17 protein-coding genes are annotated in these 17,936 nt (G+C 73.4%); 5 read left to right on the top strand and 12 right to left on the bottom strand.

Annotated features, from left to right (window positions below; genetic code table 11):
- Positions 1 to 158 precede the first annotated feature (158 nt).
- The gene (locus tag AB0C76_RS28760; RefSeq protein ID WP_359971147.1) at positions 159 to 1,655 is read right to left on the bottom strand and encodes an alpha/beta hydrolase; all 1,497 of its coding nucleotides are present in this window, start codon (positions 1,653 to 1,655) and stop codon (positions 159 to 161) included.
- Between the two features lie 195 nt (positions 1,656 to 1,850).
- Between AB0C76_RS28760 and AB0C76_RS28755 the strand changes: the two genes are divergently transcribed.
- Positions 1,851 to 3,218: a YibE/F family protein gene (locus AB0C76_RS28755; RefSeq protein WP_359971145.1), complete on the top strand. Its 1,368-nt coding sequence runs from the start codon at positions 1,851 to 1,853 to the stop codon at positions 3,216 to 3,218.
- Here the strand turns inward: AB0C76_RS28755 and AB0C76_RS28750 are convergent.
- From AB0C76_RS28750 to map, 3 genes are all read right to left on the bottom strand, one after another.
- Positions 3,133 to 3,558, bottom strand: coding sequence for an acyl-CoA thioesterase (locus tag AB0C76_RS28750; RefSeq protein ID WP_359971143.1), 426 nt, complete (start codon positions 3,556 to 3,558; stop codon positions 3,133 to 3,135). The genes AB0C76_RS28755 and AB0C76_RS28750 overlap by 86 nt on opposite strands.
- A gap of 115 nt (positions 3,559 to 3,673) precedes the next feature.
- Positions 3,674 to 4,366: an HAD-IA family hydrolase gene (locus AB0C76_RS28745; RefSeq protein WP_359971141.1), complete on the bottom strand. Its 693-nt coding sequence runs from the start codon at positions 4,364 to 4,366 to the stop codon at positions 3,674 to 3,676.
- 85 nt (positions 4,367 to 4,451) lie between these two features.
- Positions 4,452 to 5,219 (bottom strand): type I methionyl aminopeptidase, encoded by a 768-nt coding sequence (gene map, locus AB0C76_RS28740; RefSeq protein ID WP_359971139.1) that lies wholly within the window; start codon positions 5,217 to 5,219, stop codon positions 4,452 to 4,454.
- A 100-nt stretch (positions 5,220 to 5,319) separates the two neighbouring features.
- Here map and AB0C76_RS28735 point away from each other — a divergent pair, with 100 nt between their 5' ends.
- A complete protein-coding gene (locus AB0C76_RS28735; protein ID WP_359971137.1) occupies positions 5,320 to 5,589 on the top strand; it encodes a helix-turn-helix transcriptional regulator in 270 nt (89 codons plus the stop codon).
- A 64-nt stretch (positions 5,590 to 5,653) separates the two neighbouring features.
- On the opposite strand, the gene AB0C76_RS28730 is transcribed toward AB0C76_RS28735, so the two are convergent.
- From AB0C76_RS28730 to AB0C76_RS28720, 3 genes are all read right to left on the bottom strand, one after another.
- Positions 5,654 to 7,051: an ABC transporter substrate-binding protein gene (locus AB0C76_RS28730; RefSeq protein WP_359971135.1), complete on the bottom strand. Its 1,398-nt coding sequence runs from the start codon at positions 7,049 to 7,051 to the stop codon at positions 5,654 to 5,656.
- Between the two features lie 57 nt (positions 7,052 to 7,108).
- Positions 7,109 to 7,996, bottom strand: a complete 888-nt coding sequence (locus AB0C76_RS28725) for a carbohydrate ABC transporter permease (protein WP_359971133.1) — start codon at positions 7,994 to 7,996, stop codon at positions 7,109 to 7,111.
- 73 nt (positions 7,997 to 8,069) lie between these two features.
- Positions 8,070 to 8,990: a sugar ABC transporter permease gene (locus AB0C76_RS28720; protein WP_359971131.1), complete on the bottom strand. Its 921-nt coding sequence runs from the start codon at positions 8,988 to 8,990 to the stop codon at positions 8,070 to 8,072.
- 182 nt (positions 8,991 to 9,172) lie between these two features.
- Here AB0C76_RS28720 and AB0C76_RS28715 point away from each other — a divergent pair, with 182 nt between their 5' ends.
- A complete protein-coding gene (locus AB0C76_RS28715; protein WP_359971129.1) occupies positions 9,173 to 9,859 on the top strand; it encodes an SMI1/KNR4 family protein in 687 nt (228 codons plus the stop codon).
- Between the two features lie 36 nt (positions 9,860 to 9,895).
- Here the strand turns inward: AB0C76_RS28715 and AB0C76_RS28710 are convergent, their stop codons facing one another.
- The 3 genes from AB0C76_RS28710 to AB0C76_RS28700 form a co-directional block, all read right to left on the bottom strand.
- Complete coding sequence (locus tag AB0C76_RS28710; RefSeq protein ID WP_359971128.1) at positions 9,896 to 10,657, bottom strand: SDR family oxidoreductase; 762 nt, start codon at positions 10,655 to 10,657, stop codon at positions 9,896 to 9,898.
- A complete protein-coding gene (locus tag AB0C76_RS28705) occupies positions 10,654 to 12,090 on the bottom strand; it encodes an MFS transporter (RefSeq protein WP_359971126.1) in 1,437 nt (478 codons plus the stop codon). The genes AB0C76_RS28710 and AB0C76_RS28705 overlap by 4 nt, the downstream gene beginning before the upstream one ends.
- A 102-nt stretch (positions 12,091 to 12,192) precedes the next feature.
- Positions 12,193 to 12,774, bottom strand: coding sequence for a TetR/AcrR family transcriptional regulator (locus AB0C76_RS28700; RefSeq protein ID WP_359971124.1), 582 nt, complete (start codon positions 12,772 to 12,774; stop codon positions 12,193 to 12,195).
- A 220-nt stretch (positions 12,775 to 12,994) separates the two neighbouring features.
- Here AB0C76_RS28700 and AB0C76_RS28695 point away from each other — a divergent pair, with 220 nt between their 5' ends.
- Positions 12,995 to 13,474 carry a DoxX family protein gene (locus AB0C76_RS28695; protein ID WP_359971122.1) on the top strand — a complete coding sequence of 160 codons (480 nt, stop codon included), beginning with the start codon at positions 12,995 to 12,997 and terminating at the stop codon, positions 13,472 to 13,474.
- On the opposite strand, the gene AB0C76_RS28690 is transcribed toward AB0C76_RS28695, so the two are convergent.
- Together AB0C76_RS28690 and AB0C76_RS28685 are read right to left on the bottom strand one after the other, a co-directional pair.
- Positions 13,471 to 13,776: an MTH1187 family thiamine-binding protein gene (locus AB0C76_RS28690; RefSeq protein WP_359971120.1), complete on the bottom strand. Its 306-nt coding sequence runs from the start codon at positions 13,774 to 13,776 to the stop codon at positions 13,471 to 13,473. The genes AB0C76_RS28695 and AB0C76_RS28690 overlap by 4 nt on opposite strands.
- 86 nt (positions 13,777 to 13,862) lie before the next feature.
- Positions 13,863 to 15,344 (bottom strand): SulP family inorganic anion transporter, encoded by a 1,482-nt coding sequence (locus AB0C76_RS28685; protein ID WP_359971243.1) that lies wholly within the window; start codon positions 15,342 to 15,344, stop codon positions 13,863 to 13,865.
- 790 nt (positions 15,345 to 16,134) lie between these two features.
- Between AB0C76_RS28685 and gcl the strand changes: the two genes are divergently transcribed.
- Positions 16,135 to 17,916 carry a glyoxylate carboligase gene (gene gcl, locus AB0C76_RS28680; RefSeq protein ID WP_359971118.1) on the top strand — a complete coding sequence of 594 codons (1,782 nt, stop codon included), beginning with the start codon at positions 16,135 to 16,137 and terminating at the stop codon, positions 17,914 to 17,916.
- Positions 17,917 to 17,936: the final 20 nt, after the last annotated feature.

The raw sequence follows: 17,936 nt of genomic DNA, 5'->3' as shown, positions 1-17,936 counted from the left end.
AAGCCGCTGAGGAGCGGGTGTTGGCCAAGCTTTGTCACAAAACCGCGACAGGTTCGACTCATTCGAGACGATCGGTCACACGTCCGGGCGGAGGCCGGGGCGATCGCTCACGGTTTGTCGGCCCCCGCCCGGTTTGGCACGTGTGGATCATGTGCGCGTCACCCGGCCGGGCAGCTCACGTCCTCCGCGGGGAGCCGGCCGGTGAGCAGGAACGCGGTGACGGCCCCGTCGCCGCAGGCGTTGCCGTTGGCGACGTACGCGTCGTGGCCGCCCGAGTCGATCGACACCATGCGGGCCCGCGGGCCGAACGCCTCGCGGAGCTTCAGGGCGCCCCGGTAGGGGGTGGCGGGGTCGCGGAGGTTCTGGGCCAGGAGCACGTTCGCAGGGCCGCGGGAGGTGACGCGGGTCGGCGGCTCGGCGGGCTCGAACGGCCAGAACGCGCACGGCATGACGTTGACGGGCATGCCGGCCGTGAGCGGGCGGGCGGCGCGCTCGGCGGCGGTGTCCCGGGCGTACGCGGCCGGGTCGGTGGGCCACTCGACGTCGTTGCACAGGGTGCCGACCGAGACGGCGACGGTGTTCTGGACGGCCTGCTCGGGCGGTGTGACCGGGGCCGGCAGCGGGCGGCGGCCGAGACCGGCCAGCATCAGGCGGGCGAGGTCGGGGAACCTGGCGTCCGCGTAGAGGCTCTGCAGCATCGTCTCGCGCAGCACGTTGCCGTTCAGCTCGGCCGGGTCGGCGCCGGGCCAGGGCAGTGGCGCGCGGTCCAGGCGGGCGGCGAGGTCGAGGAAGAGCGGGCGGACCTCCTCGGGGGTGTCCGCGACGCGGTCCGGATTGGCTGGCGCCGCGGCCCACTTGGCGAAGTCGGGGAAGCGGTCCTCCGCGCCGGGGCCGAAGTTGGCGAGCCAGCCGCGCTCGACGCGGGACGGGTCCGGGTCGTCGTTGCTGTCGAGGACGACCCGGTCGGTGCGCCCGGGGAACATCGTGGCGTAGACGGCGCCCGCGTACGTGCCGTACGACGTGCCCCACGCCGAGAGCCGGCGCTCGCCGAGGGCCTGGCGGATGCGGTCGATGTCGCGGGCCTCGTTGCGGGTGGAGATGCTGCGCAGCACCGGGCCGCCGTTGCGGGCGCAGGTCTCGGCGACGCGGCGGGCGGTGGCGAGGTTCGCGTCGATCGAACCGTCGGCGGCGGGCCAGGGCCTGAGCTTGACCATCGCGAGGTCGGACGTGTCCAGGCCGCAGCTGACGGGCGTCGAGCGGCCGACGCCGCGCGGGTCGAAGCCGACCAGGTCGAAGCGGTCGAGGACGGACTGCGGCAGCTTCCGGGCCGCGCTCGTCGGGAGGTTCAGTCCGGAGCCGCCGGGCCCGCCGGGGATGGTGAGCAGCACGCCGTGGCGTTCGTCCGGCTTCGCCGCGCGGATCCGGGAGACGGCGATCGTGATCTGCTCGCCGTGCGGATCGGCGTAGTCCAGCGGGACGGTGACGGTGGCGCACTGCTGGCGGGGGTCGACGCCGCCCTGGCAGGACGTCCAGGCCGGGCCCGGGCTCGGACGGTCCGCGGCCGCGGCGGGCAGGGCGGTGAGGGCGGTCAGGGAGAGTGCGGCCGCGGCGACGGCGGTGGCGGCCCGATCGAGGTTCGTCTTCGTGTTCGGCATGGTCAGGATTCTTCGCCGGAAAGCCACTTGACCCCATCCGGCCAACAGGCCGGTCACCGGTAGGGTAATCCCCCCGCCCGGCCGCTGCGGCACGCCCACGGGTTGGTCACTGCGGTGGTCCGGCCGGTCCGGCGCCGATGATTTCGGGGGCAGCGGCGGACCTTGGCAGCCGCGTGACCGCTGAGGAGGCGTGAGGTGGACGAGGGGACGCACGAGCACGAGGACGGGCACGGCGAGGCGCACGGGCACGGCGGAGCCGGACCCGCCGCGCACGGGCACGGGCACGCCCACGGGCCGGCGGCGCCCGTCTCCGCCCGCCTGCGCCGGATCATCGCCGCCGTACTCGTCCCGTTCGCGCTGGCCGTCCTGACCGGTCTCGTGGTGCTGTGGCCCGGCGGCACGCCGTCGCACCCGCGCACCGGGGTCGGGTTCGACCAGCAGGTCCGGCACGGCCGGGTCACCACGCTGCGGGAACTGCCGTGCAGCGCCGTCAACCCGGCCGACCAGGGCACCTGCCGGCAGGACACCGTCGAGGTGACCACCGGGCCGGACAGGGGCCGCACCTTCACCGTCGTCGTGCACCCGGGCGAGCCGCGGCAGTACGACGTGGGCGAGGAGGTCGTCCTCACGTACGCGCCGGACGCGCCGCCGGACCTCCATTACAGCGTGGTCGACGTCGACCGGAACCTGCCGATGGGGGTGCTCGCGGGCGTCTTCGCGGTGGCCGTGGTCGCCGTCGGGCGGTGGCGCGGGCTGGCCGCGCTGGTCGCGCTCGCGATCAGCTTCGCGGTGCTGTCGCTGTTCATCCTGCCGGCCGTCCTGCGCGGCTCGGACCCGCTGCTGGTGGCCGTCGTCGGGGCGAGCGCGATCATGCTGATCGCGCTCTACCTGTGCCACGGGCTCTCCGCCCGGACGTCGGTCGCGGTGCTCGGCACGCTCGTCTCGCTCGTCCTGATCGGCGTGCTGAGCCTGGTGTTCGCCTCCTGGGCGCACCTGACCGGCAACACGTCCGAGGAGACCGGGCTGGTCCACGACCTGTACCCGGGCATCCAGATCCGCGGCCTGCTGCTGGCCGGGTTCGTCATCGGTTCGCTCGGGGTGCTCTTCGACGTGACGGTCACCCAGACCTCGGCGATCTGGGAGCTGCACGCGGCCGACCCCGGCATGGGCGTGCGCAAGCTCTACCGGACGGGCATGCGGATCGGCCGCGACCACATCGCGTCCACCGTCAACACCCTGGTGCTCGCCTACGCGGGCGCGGCGCTGCCGCTGCTCCTGCTGTTCTCGATCGCGCACCGCAACGTGATCGACGTGGCGACGAGCGAACTGGTCTCCGAGGAGATCGCGCGGACCCTCGTCGGCAGCATCGGGCTCGTGGCCTCCGTGCCGGTGACCACCGCGCTGGCCGCGCTGATCGCCGCGGCCGACCACCCGGGGCGGTGGCGCGCGGCGGTCGGCACCGGCACGCGCGGATACTCTAGAGGCCCAGCAGCGCCGGGTCGGAGGCGGCGGCGCGCAGCGCCTCCCGGGGGTCGGCGACCAGTCGGCGCTCCGCCAGGTTGAGGATGCCTCCGACGCCGGTGACCTCGGCAGCGAGCACGCCGTCGGTGCGGGTGATGCGCTGCACCACCTGGAAGGTCTTGCCGTCGCGCCAGACGAACGCGCAGCTCACGTCGACGGTGTCGCCGGCTCGCAGCTCGCGCAGGTACTTGACGGTCGTCTCCAGCACCACCGGGCCGACGCCCTTGGCGACCAGCTCGGCCTGACGGATGCCGGCGGCCAGGAGGTACTCCCAGCGGGCGTGTTCGGCGTACTGGAGGTAGACGGACTGGTTGAGGTGGCCCTGGGTGTCGGTCTCGTACCCGCGGACCGTCACCCGCGTCGTGAAGTCGTGATCGGTCATGGTCGGCACGCTACTCCGGGGGTCGGCGGGGCTGCCTCATGGCGTGCGTCACGCCTCGGAGCAGGAGGCAGTCAGGACGACTCGGGGCAGGAGGTCCTCACGGCACGGGCGGTCCTCACGGCAGGAGGTCGAGGAGCGGGGTGAGGGCGGCCGGGCGGCGGTCGACCGGCAGGTGGTCGACGAGGTGGAACGCGCAGCCGAGGGCCGTCGCGCCGCCGTCGCAGGTGCGGTCGTCGCCGACCATCAGGACGTCGGCCGGCGCGAGGCCGAGCCGCGCGCAGGCCGCTTCGAAGATGACCGGGTCCGGCTTCTGCGCGCCGACCTCGACGGACAGGACGTAGACGTCGACCAGCTCGTCCAGGCCATGGGCGCGGAAGACCGGGCGCAGGTCCCAGCCGATGTTGCTGACCACGGCCACCGGGACGCCGCGGCGGCGCAGCTCGCGCAGCGTCGGTTCGGCGTCCGGGTAGGGCTGCCAGCTGGCCGGGGCCATGTGCGTGTCGTACAGGGCGTCGACGTCGAGCCCGGCGGGCGGCTCGGCGGCCCGGGCCAGCGCGGTGTACGCGGCCCGGTGCAGCTCGGCGCTCAAGTCCCGGACGTCCCAGGAACCCTGGACGTCCGCCGGGATCCGCCTCGGCGCCACGCCGCCCGGCAGGGCGCCGAACTCCTCCAGGCGGGCGACCAGTTCGGCCCGGTCCCGGTCGGTCAGGGCCAGGCCGGTGGTGGCCGTGTGGGCGTCGAGCCAGCGGGCGGTTGAGACGACGCGGAAGAGCGTCCCGGAGAAGTCGAACATCACGCCTTTGGTCACGCCGCCGAGACTACCGGGCGCCGGGGGCGGGTTCGACGGCGTCCGGCGGTTCGACGGCGGACGTTCAGCGGGCGGACATCTCGCCCTACGGGAGGGTGAGGATCCGGGGGCCGTCCTCGGTGATGGCGACGGTGTGCTCGACGTGGGCGGCGCGGGCGCCGTCGGTGGTGCGGAGCGTCCAGCCGTCCGGGTCGGTGGCGTAGTCGTCCCGGCCGCCGACGATGAGCATGGGCTCGATGGCCAGCACCAGGCCCGGCCGCAGCGGGTAGCCCCGGCCGGGGCGGCCCTCGTTGGGCACGTGCGGGTCCTCGTGCATGCGCCGCCCGATGCCGTGGCCGCCGTAGCCGTCCAGCAGGCCGTAGCGGCCGCGGCGGGCGACGGTGCCGACGGCGTGCCCGATGTCGCCGGTGCGGTTGCCGACGACGGCGGCGGCGATCCCCGCCTCCAGGGCGCGGCGGGTGGTGTCGATCAGCGCGGTGTCCTCGGGGCGGGCGGTGCCGACGGTGAAGCTGACGGCCGCGTCGCCCGCCCAGTCGTCGAGGAGGGCTCCGCAGTCGATGCTCACGAGGTCGCCGTCGCGCAGCCGGTAGCCGTCGGGGATCCCGTGGACGACGGCGTCGTTCACGGAGGCGCAGATGACGGCCGGGAAGGGGACGGGCGCGAAGGAGGGCCGGTACCCGAGGAACGGCGAGGTGGCACCGGCCGCCCGCAGCACGCCCCGCGCGACCTCGTCCAGCTCCAGCAGGCTCACCCCGAGCGCCGCCTCGGCTCGGACGGCGGCGAGGGCGTTGGCGACGACGCGGCCGGCCTCGCGCATCGCGGCGAGGGCGGCATCGGACTTGATCTCGACCATGGGGCGTCCTTCCGGGTCCAATTCTTATACCGGTATTTGTATCACGGTCGAGAGTCGGAAAGGGACACCGTTCCGCCCGGGAGGGCCTAGGATCGACAGCATGGTGAGGACTCCGCTGACCCCGTGGGAGCGCGAGCGCGGCGAGCGCTTCGGGGCGTTGCTGCGCGAGGCGCGCGGCACGCGCAGCATGGTCGAGGTGGCCGCGTCGGCGGGGATCTCGGCGGAGACGCTGCGCAAGATCGAGACCGGCCGGGCGCCGACGCCGTCGTTCTTCACGATCGCCGCGCTCGCCTACGCGCTCGACCTCTCGCTCGACGAGATCGCCGCCGCCTGCGCGCTGCCGCAGGACGGCGAGGCGCTGTCGGCGTGAACGCGGACGCCCGCCCGGGCGCAGGTGCACCGGGCGGGCGTCGTCGTCGCCCCGACGGAAGGCGTCAGCCGACCGAGCTGTTGTAGCTGTCGATCGCGGGCTGCAACTCCTTGGCCGCGTCGGCGAGCGCCTGCTGCGCCGTCTTCGGGCCCTTGATCGTCTGCTCGATGGCCGTCTCCACGCCCTTGCGCGCCTGCGGCATCACGCCGAGCAGGCAGCCGGCCGTGGCCGGCGTCGGCTTGGTGGCCTTCAGCTGGTCGATGGCGGTCTGGAACTGCGGGTACTTGGCCACCCACTCCTTGTCCTTGGGGTCGTCCAGGGACTTGGTGTTCACCGGGAAGTAGCCGGTACCGCTGTGCCAGGCGGCCTGCTGCTCCGGCGAGGTCAGGAACTTCTCGAACTCCCAGGAGGCGCGCTTCTCGGCGTCCGAGTGACCGGGGCCGCTGATCCACAGCGAGGCGCCGCCGATGACCGGGCCGCCCTGGTCGCCCGCGGCGACCTTCGGGAAGGCGGCGGTGCCGACGGTGAACTTGGCCGCCTGGGTGTAGCCGCTCAGGACGCCGGTCGACTCCAGGTGCATCGCGACGGTGCCGGCCTTGAACGCGGCCTGGGCGTCGTCGGTGTTGCGCCCGGTGTTGGCCGCGTAGCCGTTCTTGACCAGGTCGGCCCACCACTGGACGATCTGCGCGCCCTGGGCGGAGTCGAAGACGACCTTGCCGGCCTTGTTGCTGCGCCCGTTGTCCTGGTCGCAGTACATCGTGCCGGACTCGGCCAGCAGCTGCTCGACGAACCAGCCGTAGATGGCGGCGCCGAAGCCGTAGCGGACGGTCTGGCCGCTCGCGTCCTTCTTGGTCAGCTTCTGCGCGAGGTCGCCGAGTTCGGCGAGGTTCGTCGGCGGCTTGGCCGGGTCGAGGCCGGCTTCCTTGAAGGCGTCGGTGTTCAGGTAGAGCAGCGGCATCGAGGAGTTGAACGGCATGCTCCGGAGCTTGCCGCCGGCCGAGTAGTAGTTGCGGATGTTCGGGTCGAGGTCGGCGAGCGAGTAGCCGTCCTTGTCCGCGAAGGCCTGGGCGGGGACCGTCTGCCTGGAGTCGATCATGAAGCGGGTGCCGATGTCGTAGACCTGCACGACCGCGGGGGTGCCCTTCTGCTGCACCGCGGCCTTGTACTTGGCGACCAGGTCGTCGTACTTGCCCTGGAACTCCGCCCTGACCTCGATCTTGCCCTGGTGGGCCGCGTTGAACTGGCTCACCAGGCCGTTCAGCACGTCGGCGTTCTTGCCGGTCATCGAGTGCCAGAACTCGACGGTGGTGACGCCGGGGGCCTGGTCGAGGGCCTGGGCGCCGGGCGCCGCCGCGTCGCCGGAGCCACCGCCGGAGCCCGACGTGGAGCCGCTGGAGCTGCAGGCGGTCAGGGACAGGCCGGCCACCAGCAGGGCCGCGAGCGCGCGTGCACTCTTCTTCACGGGGATTCTCTCTCTGTGGGGTGCGGGAGGGACGGACTGCTCGGCGGGACGGGCCGCTCAGCGCACGGCGCCCGCGGTCAGGCCGCGGACGATGAAGCGCTGCCCGAAGACCACCAGGGCGAGGGTCGGCAGCAGCGAGAGCGCGACGCCGGCGAGGATCAGGCCGGGGTCGGACATCTCGGAGTCGCGCAGCGAGGTCAGACCGATCTGCAGGGTCTGCATGTTCGCCGTGCGGGTGATGATGAGCGGCCAGAAGTACTGGTTCCAGGCGGACAGGAACACGTAGATCGACAGCGCCGCCAGGGCCGGCTTGTTGAGCGGGACGACGATCTTCCACAGGAAGCGCCAGTGACCCGCGCCGTCGATCCGGGCCGCGTCGCGCAGCTCGGCGGGCAGCTGGCGGAAGGACTGCCGCAGCATGAACGTGCCGAAGCCGGAGGCGAGGAAGGGCAGCACCAGCCCGAAGTAGGTGTTGCCGAGGCCCCAGTCCGACAGCGTCAGGTAGTTGGGGATGATGATGGCCTCCCAGGGGACCATCAGCGTCGCCAGGAACACCCCGAACACCACGGCCCGCGCCCGGATCGGCAGGAAGACGAAGGCGTAGGCGGCCAGGATCGAGGTGAACAGCTGGGCCAGGGTGATGGCCGTCGCCGTGATCGCCGAGTTGGCGTACTGGCGGGCCAGCGGGACGGTCTCGACGGCGCCGGAGAAGTTCCGCCCGGTGACCGAGTGGGGCACCAGCGCCGGCGGGTACGAGGAGAGTTCGGACGGGCCCATGAAGGCGCCGGCTATCGCGTAGTACACCGGGAAGGCCACGGTGCCCACGGCGACGGCGAGCACCAGGTAGACGGCGGCGCGGGCGAGCAGCTCGCGCGGGGACCGGCCGGCCAGGACGCCGCCCGTGCGGCGACGGGGCTCGGCCGCCTCCGTGACGATCGCGCTCATGCGTCCGCCTCGCTCCGCTCGGCAGGGGCGTTCGCCCATGCGCTCCTCGTGATGATCCGCTCTTTCCGCTCGCTCATGCGTAGTGCACCTTCCGTTCCAGGACGCCGAACTGGACGGCCGTGCAGGCGAGGACGACCAGGAGCAGCACGACGGCCTGCGCGCTCGCGGTGCCGAAGTCGCTGGAGCCGTACGCGAACGCCTTCTCGTACACGGAATAGACGAGGGTGCGCGTGGCGCCGTCCGGACCGCCCTTGGTGAGGATGTGGATCTGGCCGAAGCTCTGCAGCGAGTGGACGGTGGAGACCACGGTCAGGAAGAAGAGGTGCGGGCCGAGCATCGGCACGGTGATCGAACGGGCCAGCCGCAGGCCGGTGGCGCCGTCCAGCCGCGCCGCCTCCGTGATCTCGCCGGGGATCGAGCCCACGCCGGCCGAGAGCACCAGGACGTTGTAGCCGAGGTTCATCCACACGGTCGTGGCGGCCACGGACACCAGCGCGTACCGGTCGTCGGTGAGCCAGCCCACCGGACCGAGGCCGACGTGCGAGAGCAGACCGTTGATCACCCCGCTCGCGGGATTGAAGAACACCGCGAAGACCACGGACGCGCTGGCCACCGAGAAGGCGAACGGCAGCGCGAACGCGGAGCGCAGCAGCCGCACGCCACGGATCCGGTTCTCCAGGAGCAGCACCAGCACGAGCGCGCCGAGGACCCCGGGCACGACCGTGAGCAGCGTGAACAGGGCGGTGGTGACCAGCGTGCGGCCGAAGTCGGCGGAGCTCAGCAGGTCGGTGTAGTGCTGAAACCCGACGTAGCGGGAGGGCGCGCCGAACAGGTCGTTGGCGTGGGCGCTCAGGTAGAGGGTCCGCCCCAGCGGGTAGCCGATGAACAGGAGGAAGACGGCCAGCGAGGGCAGCAGGAAGGCCCAGGCGAGGCCGTGTTCGCCCCAGCGGTGGCTGCGCCGTGGGTGGGGCGCGGGGTGCGGTGCGGTCGGCATGGGTGAGCGCGTCCGCCTTTCGTGATGTCGGTTCCGGCCGAAACCGTGTCCTGCCCGTGCGACGCGCCGGGAACCCTGTGGTGATCAACCGGTGACCACCGGATTACGCGTTCGCGTCAAATCCGGACGGTCGTGCGCGGAGCAGCGTTCGGGCTGTCGGTGCTGGGGCGTACGGTTCCCACGTGAACGACGAGATCTTCGACGTGCGGGCCGGAATGGCCGAAACCTTGCGGGGGCGGGAGGGCGCCTGGGCGTTCGTCAGCGGCTTCGCCGCGTACTGGGGCGAGCCGCTGGGGCCCGGCGACGGGTTCACGGACGCGGAGCTCGACGCGGCCGAGCGGCGCCTCGGCCTGCGGCTGCCGGCCGCGCTGCGCGAGGCGTACCGGCTGTTCGGGCGGCGGGCGGACCTGACGAGCAGCCACAACACGCTGCTGACGCCGGACGAGCTGTACGTCCTCGACGGCGCCCTGGTCTACCAGGCCGAGAACCAGGGCTGCGCGCACTGGGGCATCCCGCTGGCCGGGCTCGCCGGGGACGACCCGGCGACGGTGGCCCGGCCGGACCTCGCCGACAAGTCCGAGGAGCGGTGGGAGCCGTGGGAGCCCCGGTTCTCGGTCGCGGCCGTCGCGATGGCGATGACGGAGAAGCTGCTGGAGGACCACGAGCTGACGGACTTCGCCGAGCCGGAGGACGACCTGCCGGACGCCTTCCGGGAACTGCCCGCGCTCGGGCACGGATGCCGGTGGTTCGAGGGGCCGGGCGTGTTGGTCGGCGTGATCGAGGACTTCTCCATGACGGCCAGGGCCCGCAGCACCGAGGCGCTGCGGGCCCTGTACGAGGCGGTGTCCGCGGACTGGCTCAAGGGCTGAGCTGCGCCGCGCCGTCGAGCCGGTGCGCGCGCGGGGTCACGCCGTCACGCCGCCGTCGAGGACGAGGTCGGCGCCGACGGTGTACCCGGCCTCGGCCGAGGCGAGATAGAGGACCGCGGCGGCGGCCTCCTCGACCGAACCCGTCCGGCCCAGCGGGACGGCGTCCCTCATCCGCTCGGCCTTGTCGGCGGCGCTCTCCCCGGGCCGGGTGGACATCGTCGTCTCCACCGGGCCGGGGCTCACGAGGTTGATCCGCACGCCGTCCGCGATGTGGTCGCGGGCGGCGGCGCGGGTGATCGCGGTGACGGCGGCCTTGCTGGCGGCGTAGGCGCCGAGGCCCGCGACACGCTGGTGCACGCCGATGTTGGAGGAGATGTTGACGATCGCGCCGCCGCCGTTGGCGCGCAGGTGGGCGATCTGGTGCTTCATCGCGAGGAAGGTGCCGGTCAGGTTGATGCCGATGACACGGTCCCACTCCGCCTCGTCGATGTCGGCGACCGGGCCGGCGCCGCCGAACACGCCGGCGTTGTTGACGGCGACGTCCAGTGCGCCGAGGTGTTCGACGGTCTCGCGGACCAGCCGGGCCGCGTCCGCGCCGTCCGTCACGTCGCCGGTGAGCGCGACGGCCTTGCCGCCCTCGCGCTCGATCAGCTCGACGGTCTCGGCGAGCGGGCCCCCGGTGCGGCCCGCGACGGCGACCCGGGCCCCCTCCCGGGCGAAGGCGAGCGCGACCGCGCGCCCGATGCCGGTGCCGCCACCGGTGACGAGGACGGCGCGGTCGGCGAAGCGCTTGCTCATGACGTGAACTCCTTGCTGCGGATGGTGTGTTCCGACGTACGGGTGGTACGGGTGGTACGGGTGGCCCGTGGAAGCGTCGCGACCGCGGCGCCGGTGAGCGCCAGGGCGGCGGCGCCGGCCGCGAAGGCCGCCGCGTAGCCGCCGACGACGGTCGGCCGGGTGGCGGCGAGCGCCATCAGGGCGGCGACGCCGGCGGTGGGGCCGAGTTCCATCGCCGTGTTGAACAGGCCGGCGGCGAGGCCGGTCCGCTCGGGCGGCACCCCGCCGGTGGCGAGGACGGCCGCGCCGGCGAAGGCCGGGCCGGCCCCGGCGGGCAGGAGGAGCAGGCCGGGCAGCAACCCGACGGCGTACCCGCTGTCGGGGGCGAGGCCGGCCAGCAGGGCGAGGCCCGTCGCGGCCACGGCCAGGCCACCGGCGGTGACGGTGACGGCGCCGTGCCGGGCCGTCAGCGGCGCGGCGAGGCGGCCGGCGAGCACCAGCACCGCCGCGTACGGGAGGAAGGCGGCCGAGGTGGCCAGCACGTCCCAGTTGCGGACCTGTTGGAGGTAGAGGGCGAGCAGCAGGAAGGTCAGCGCGGTGCCGGTGGCGGTCACCGTGACGGCGGCGAGCGCGGTGGTGCGGCGGCGGTCGGCCAGGAAACCGGGCGGCACCAGCGGGTCGGCGGCGCGACGTTCGGCGGCGGCGAAGGCGAGGAGCAGGACGAGCCCGGCGGCCAGCGGGGCGAGCACGACGGGAGTGCCCCAGCCGTGGTCGGTGGATGCGACCAGACCGTAACTGGCGGCGCAGACACCGGAAGTGGCGAGGAGGGCGCCGCGCAGGTCCAGGCCCGGCCTGGGCCCACGACCGGGCTCGGCGGACGGGAGCGCGCCGGAGCGCACCAGGGCCAGGACAGCCACCAGCACGGGCACGGCGAACGGCCAGCGCCAGGACGCCCAGGCCGTGACCACGCCCGACACGAGACTCCCCGCGGTCGCCCCGAGCACCGAGAGCCCACCCCACGTCGCCATCGCCCGGCGGTAGTCGGCGGCCCCGGGGTGCAGCGCCCGGACCACCGCGACCGCCGCCGGGGCGACCAGCGCCGCGCCGGCGCCCTGACCGAACCGGCCCGCCAGCAGAGCGGCGGAGCCGGGTGCGACGGCGCAGGCGGCGGAGGCCGCACCGAAGAGCGCGAGCCCCGCCCGTAGCGCGCGGCGCCCGCCGTACCGGTCGGCGAGCCGGCCGCCGAGCAGGAGCAGGGAGCTGAACGAGAGCCCGTAGGCCGCGCTCAGCAACAGCACGCCGGACGGGCCGAGCCCGAACTGCCGCGCGACCAGGGGCAGCGGGACGGTGAGGAGCGTGAGCGTGAAGATGAGCGCGACCTGGACGGCGCCGAGCAGCGCGAATCCGGACCGCTCCGCCGCCGTTGCCGCCGCCGGCGCCCGAGACCCTGGCATGGACACCCCCTCATCGCCACTCCCCCTATATAGACCGTTCGGTTCAGAATGCGGACGCAAAAGAGGCGCGCGGTCGTCGGACCGGGTGACCGCCCCGCGACGTCAACCCAGCAGCACCAGCGCCTGCTCGGCGGCGTCCCGCACGCGCGCCGGCCCGTCCGCGACCTTGCCCATCACGCGCATGCCCTGCATCAGCACCATGAGCGTCCGCGCCAACGCCCGGGGGTCGCGCCCCTCGGGCAGCTCCCCCTGCGCCGCGGCGCGCACGAGCGCGGCGGTCAGCAGCGCCTCCAGGTGACCGAGGCTCGCCTCCACCCGGCGCGCGGCCGACGAGTCGTGCGGGACCAGCTCGACCGCCGTGTTGACGACGAAACAGCCGCGCTCCCGCCCGCTCCCGGTGGATTCCGCCGCGTACCGGCGGACCACCGCGCGGACGGCCGGCAGCACCGGCCCCGGCTGGGAGAGCTCGGCGAGCAGCACCGGATCGGTCTGCTCGCCGTAGCGTTCCAGTGCGCGCAGGTACAGCTGGTGCTTGCTGCCGAACGTGGCGTACAGGCTCGCGCGGCCGATCCCGAGCCCCTCGACCAGGTCGGCCATGGACGTGGCCTCGTAGCCGCGCCGCCAGAACAGCTCCAGGGCCGCCTGCAGCGCCGCGTCCGGGTCGAATTCCTTCGTTCGCGCCATGGTGGAACGCTAAGCCTTTCTGGACCGCTCGGTCAATATAGAACTTTGCAAGGGGCCCGCCCGAGTCTTCTCCTGTCGATCGACGGCCGACCCGCGAGCCGGCCGACTTGACGGAATTCGCCAGAGCCGAGGGGAATCTGACGGACCGTTGTCAACTGGACTAGACCACAGCTACCCTTGCCGACCACCCCTCCTCCCCCACACCAGGAGGCGTTGCCCCATGTCCGTGCACCTCCCCACCACTCCGCGCGCAGTGGCCGACACCGCCCGCCCGCTCGCCCTGGCGGCCTTCCGGGTCGTCGTCGGCCTGCTCTTCGCCTGCCACGGCGCCTCCTCCCTGTTCGGCGTCCTCGGCGGCGCCAAGGGCGGCGGCACCGTCCCGTTCGGCCAGTGGCCAGGCTGGTGGGCCGCCCTGATCCAGCTGGCCGGCGGCCTCCTGGTCGCGGTCGGCCTCGGCACCCGCTGGGCCGCGCTGCTCTGCTCCGGCTCGATGGCCTACGCCTACTTCACCGTCCACCAGCAGCACGCGCTGCTCCCGCTGCAGAACGGCGGGGAGCCGTCCGTCATGTTCTGCTGGGCGTTCCTCGCCATCGCCGCCATCGGCTCCGGCCCGTACGCCCTGGACCGGCTGCTGCCGGGCCGGGCCCGGGCCGCCGACCCCGCCACGGAGCCGGCGGCGGAGCCCGCCCGGCTGAGCTAGTCCCGGCCCTTCTCCGCGAGGTGCCGTTCGACGGACGCGACCTTGGCGGTGAGGCCGTCGGTGACGCCGGCCCGGTCGTCGATCTTGATGACCGTGCTCACCCGGCCGCTGTACGCCTTCACCGCCTCGATCGCCGCCCTGATCACCGGCATCACCTCGTCCCACTCCCCCTCGACGCTGGTGAACATCGCGTCGGTGCGGTTGGGCAACCCACTCGCCCGCACCACGCGGACGGCGGCGGCGACCGCCTCCCCGACGTCCTCGCCGATGCCCAGCGGGGTCACCGAAAACGCAGCGATCACGGCTGCACTCCTCTCGAACGGCACTGGTCGCGGCCCCGGGCACCCCGGGACCGCGACCAGGCTAACCAGGCGTCAGGCGGCGGCCGTCACACCACCATCGGCAGCGGCGGTTCGACGGCCAGCGGCGCCGAGCTCCGCGCCCGGTGCTGCGCGGCCCAGGACGCGAGCGCCACCGTGCAGGCGTGGTCCAGGTGCCGCAGGCCGGACCAGTCCAGCTCCACCGGGCGGTCGGCCGGCAGCCGCTCCAGCGCGTCGAGCAGCCGTGGCAGCCGCAGGAACGTCGCGTTGCCGCTCAGTCGCACCCGCTGCAGCGCCTCGCCGGAGGGCAGCCGCTCCTCCTCCACCCGGATCTGCAGGTGCGAGGTCTGCCACGCGGACTTCACCACCGCCAGCCCGACGCCGATCAGCACCCCCTCGAACAGGTCGGTGACGATGATCGAGCCCGCCGTCACCGCGAGCACCGCCGCCTCGCCCCGGTGCCCCCGGCACAGCGCCGCGATCCGTCGCACCGGGACGAGCTTCGCGCCCGCGTGCACGAGGACGGCGGCCAGCGCGGTGAGCGGGACGAGCCCGAGCACGCCGGGGAGCAGTGCGGTGAACAGCAGCAGCCAGACGCCGTGCAGGGTGCGCGAGGCCTTGCTGCGGGCGCCGGCCTGGACGTTGGTGGCGCTGCGCACGATGACGGCGGTCATCGGAAGCGCGCCGAGCAGTCCGCACACCGCGTTGCCGATGCCCTGCGCGGTGAGTTCGCGGTCGTAGTCGGTGCGCGGGCCGTGGTGCATCCGGTCGACGGCGGCGGCGCTGAACAGCGTCTCGGCGGAGGCGATGAGGGTGAAGGCGACGACGGTGCCGAGGCCCGCGCCGCCGGCCAGTTCGCCGAGGGTGACGCGGTCGGGCAGGTGCACGACGCCGAGCAGCCCGGAGACGCGGACCCTGGCCACCGGCAGGTCGGCGGCCGCGGTCACGGCGGCGGCGAGCCCGACGGCGGCCAGCGGGGCGGGCACGCCGCGGGCGACGCGCTCCGGCAGGTGCTTCCAGAGGACGAGCACCAGCAGGGTGGCCGCGCCGAGCGCGACGGCGCTCGGGTTCGCGGCACCGGTGAGGGCGTCGCGCAGCAGGGCGGGCAGCCCGGCGATCTTCTCCGGCCCACTGGCCGGGGCCCGGCGGTCGGCGAGCGCGTACAGCTGGCCGGAGAGCAGGGTGAGCCCGATGCCGGCGAGCATGCCGTGCACGACGGACGCGGACATGGCGCGGAACCAGCGGCCGAGCCGCAGGGCGCCCATGGCCAGCTGGAGCAGTCCGGCCCCGAGGACGAGCAGGCCGAGCGCGTGCGGGCCGAAGCGGTGGACGGCGTCGTAGACGAGGACGGTGAGCCCGGCGGCCGGCCCGCTGACCTGGAGGCTGCTGCCGGGCAGCAGCCCGACCACCAGCCCGCCGACGATGCCGGTCACCAGGCCGAGCTCGGCCGGGACGCCGGAGGCGACGGCCACCCCGACGCACAGCGGCAGGGCGACGAGGAAGACGACGATCGAGGCGGGCAGGTCGTGGCGCCAGGGGACGGTGCGCAGGAGCCCCGCGAGCGACCCCCGGGGCCGGCCCGGGGGCGCGGTGCGGCGGGGGCGGCCCGGCGGGCTCTTGCGGCGGTGGGGCGGACGGCTCACCCGGTCACCGCCGGGTGACGGACGGGGTTTCGACGCATGGGTACGTTCCTTCCGCGTGCCCGCCGACGGCGGGCACGCTGCTCCGGGGCGGGCGGGGAAGCGTGCGGGTCGGCATGCGCGGAGGCATGCGGGAAGCGAGCGGGTCGACATGCGCGGCCGCGTGCGGGGAGGCAGGCGGGGAGGCAGGCGGGGAGGCGTACGAGGAAGCGTGCGAGGAAGCGTGCGACGGGACATGCGGGCGCGAGGGGCACGGTACGAAGGGCAGGGCCTGCGGTACGGCCGGCGCTTGCGGATGCGCGCGGTGCTTGCGGGTGCGGGCGGGAAGAAGGGCCGCACGACGGGGGCGACAGTGGGTGGCCCGGCGTGGCTCCGACGGTACCCAGGGGTGCGGGGCGGGCCAACCTCGCACACCGTCCCTTCACCCGGGCCGCACACCGGGTCCGCTTTCCGGGCCGGAACGCGCGATTCCCCGCACACAGCCGCACGACAGCCGTCCGCGTGTACGAACGAGGCCCGCTCACCACGGATCCCACAGGCACCACCCCGGGTGAACGTCCACAATCTGTTGAATCTCCCCTTGACGCCCCGACAGGCCCCGCCCTACCTTTTCTTCCACATACAGAAACCGTTCTTCCGTATGGTGGAATTCTGGAGATGAGCCCTCCGAGCCACTGCGGGCCGACGCAGGAGAAACCCGATGCCTCGTATGACAGCCGCCCGCGCGGCCGTGGAGATCCTCAAGCTCGAAGGCGTTGAGGTCGCGTTCGGCGTGCCGGGCGCAGCCATCAACCCGTTCTACGCCGCCCTCAAGGCCTCCGGCGGGATCAGGCACACGCTCGCCCGTCACGTCGAGGGCGCCTCCCACATGGCCGAGGGCTACACCCGCGCCAAGGCCGGCAACATCGGCGTGTGCATCGGCACCTCGGGCCCGGCCGGCACCGACATGATCACCGGTCTCTACTCGGCGATCGCGGACTCGATCCCGATCCTGTGCATCACCGGCCAGGCCCCGGTCGCCCGCCTGCACAAGGAGGACTTCCAGGCCGTCGACATCGCCTCGATCGCCAAGCCGGTCACCAAGGCCGCGACCACGGTCCTGGAGGCCGCCCAGGTCCCCGGCGTCTTCCAGCAGGCCTTCCACCTGATGCGCTCCGGCCGTCCGGGCCCGGTCCTGATCGACCTGCCGATCGACGTCCAGCTCACCGAGATCGACTTCGACCCGGAGGCCTACCAGCCGCTGCCGGTCTACAAGCCGACCGCCAACCGGATCCAGATCGAGAAGGCCATCGCGCTGCTCCAGGAGTCCGAGCGCCCGCTGATCGTCGCCGGCGGCGGCGTCATCAACGCCGACGCCTCCGCACTGCTGCTGGAGTTCGCCGAGCTGACCGGCGTCCCGGTGGTCCCGACCCTGATGGGCTGGGGCATCGTCCCGGACGACCACGAGCTCAACGCCGGCATGGTCGGCCTGCAGACCTCGCACCGCTACGGCAACGAGAACTTCCTGGCCTCCGACTTCGTCCTCGGCATCGGCAACCGCTGGGCCAACCGCCACACCGGCGGCCTGGACGTCTACACCGCGGGCCGCAAGTTCGTCCACGTCGACGTCGAGCCCACCCAGATCGGCAAGATCTTCGCCCCCGACCTCGGCATCGCCTCCGACGCCAAGGCCGCGCTGGAGCTGTTCGTCGAGGTGGCCGGGGAGCTCAAGGCCGCGGGACGGCTGAAGGACCGCGGCGAGTGGGCCGCCGCCACGCAGGCCCGCAAGGCGCAGCTGCAGCGCCGCACCCACTTCGACAACGTGCCGCTCAAGCCGCAGCGCGTCTACGAGGAGATGAACAAGGCCTTCGGCCCGGAGACCCGCTACGTCACCACCATCGGCCTGTCCCAGATCGCCGGCGCGCAGATGCTGCACGTCTACAAGCCGCGCCACTGGATCAACTGCGGCCAGGCCGGCCCGCTCGGCTGGACCATCCCCGCCGCGCTCGGCGTCGCGACCGCCGACCCCGAGGGCCAGATCGTCGCGCTCTCCGGCGACTACGACTTCCAGTTCATGATCGAGGAGCTGGCGGTCGGCGCGCAGCACCGCATCCCCTACGTCCACGTCCTGGTGAACAACTCCTACCTGGGCCTGATCCGCCAGGCGCAGCGGAACTTCGACATCGACTTCCAGGTCAAGCTGGAGTTCGAGAACATCAACGCGCCGGAGCTGGGCGCCTACGGCGTCGACCACGTCAAGGTCGCCGAGGGCCTGGGCTGCAAGGCGATCCGGGTCACCGAGCCGGAGGGCCTGCTGCCGGCCTTCGAGGAGGCCAAGAAGCTGGCCGCCGAGTTCCGCGTCCCGGTCGTCGTCGAGGCGATCCTGGAGCGGGTCACCAACATCTCGATGAGCGGCAACGACATCGACAAGGTCAACGAGTTCGAGGAGCTCGCGACCCTGCCCGAGCACGCGCCGACCGCCATCAAGCCGCTGGCGGTCTGAGGCGGCGCAGGGACCCGCAG

Origin of the sequence: Kitasatospora sp. NPDC048722 (assembly GCF_040650235.1) — a bacterium.
GTDB lineage: Bacteria > Actinomycetota > Actinomycetes > Streptomycetales > Streptomycetaceae > Kitasatospora.
This window is presented reverse-complemented; position numbering and strand designations above follow the sequence as displayed.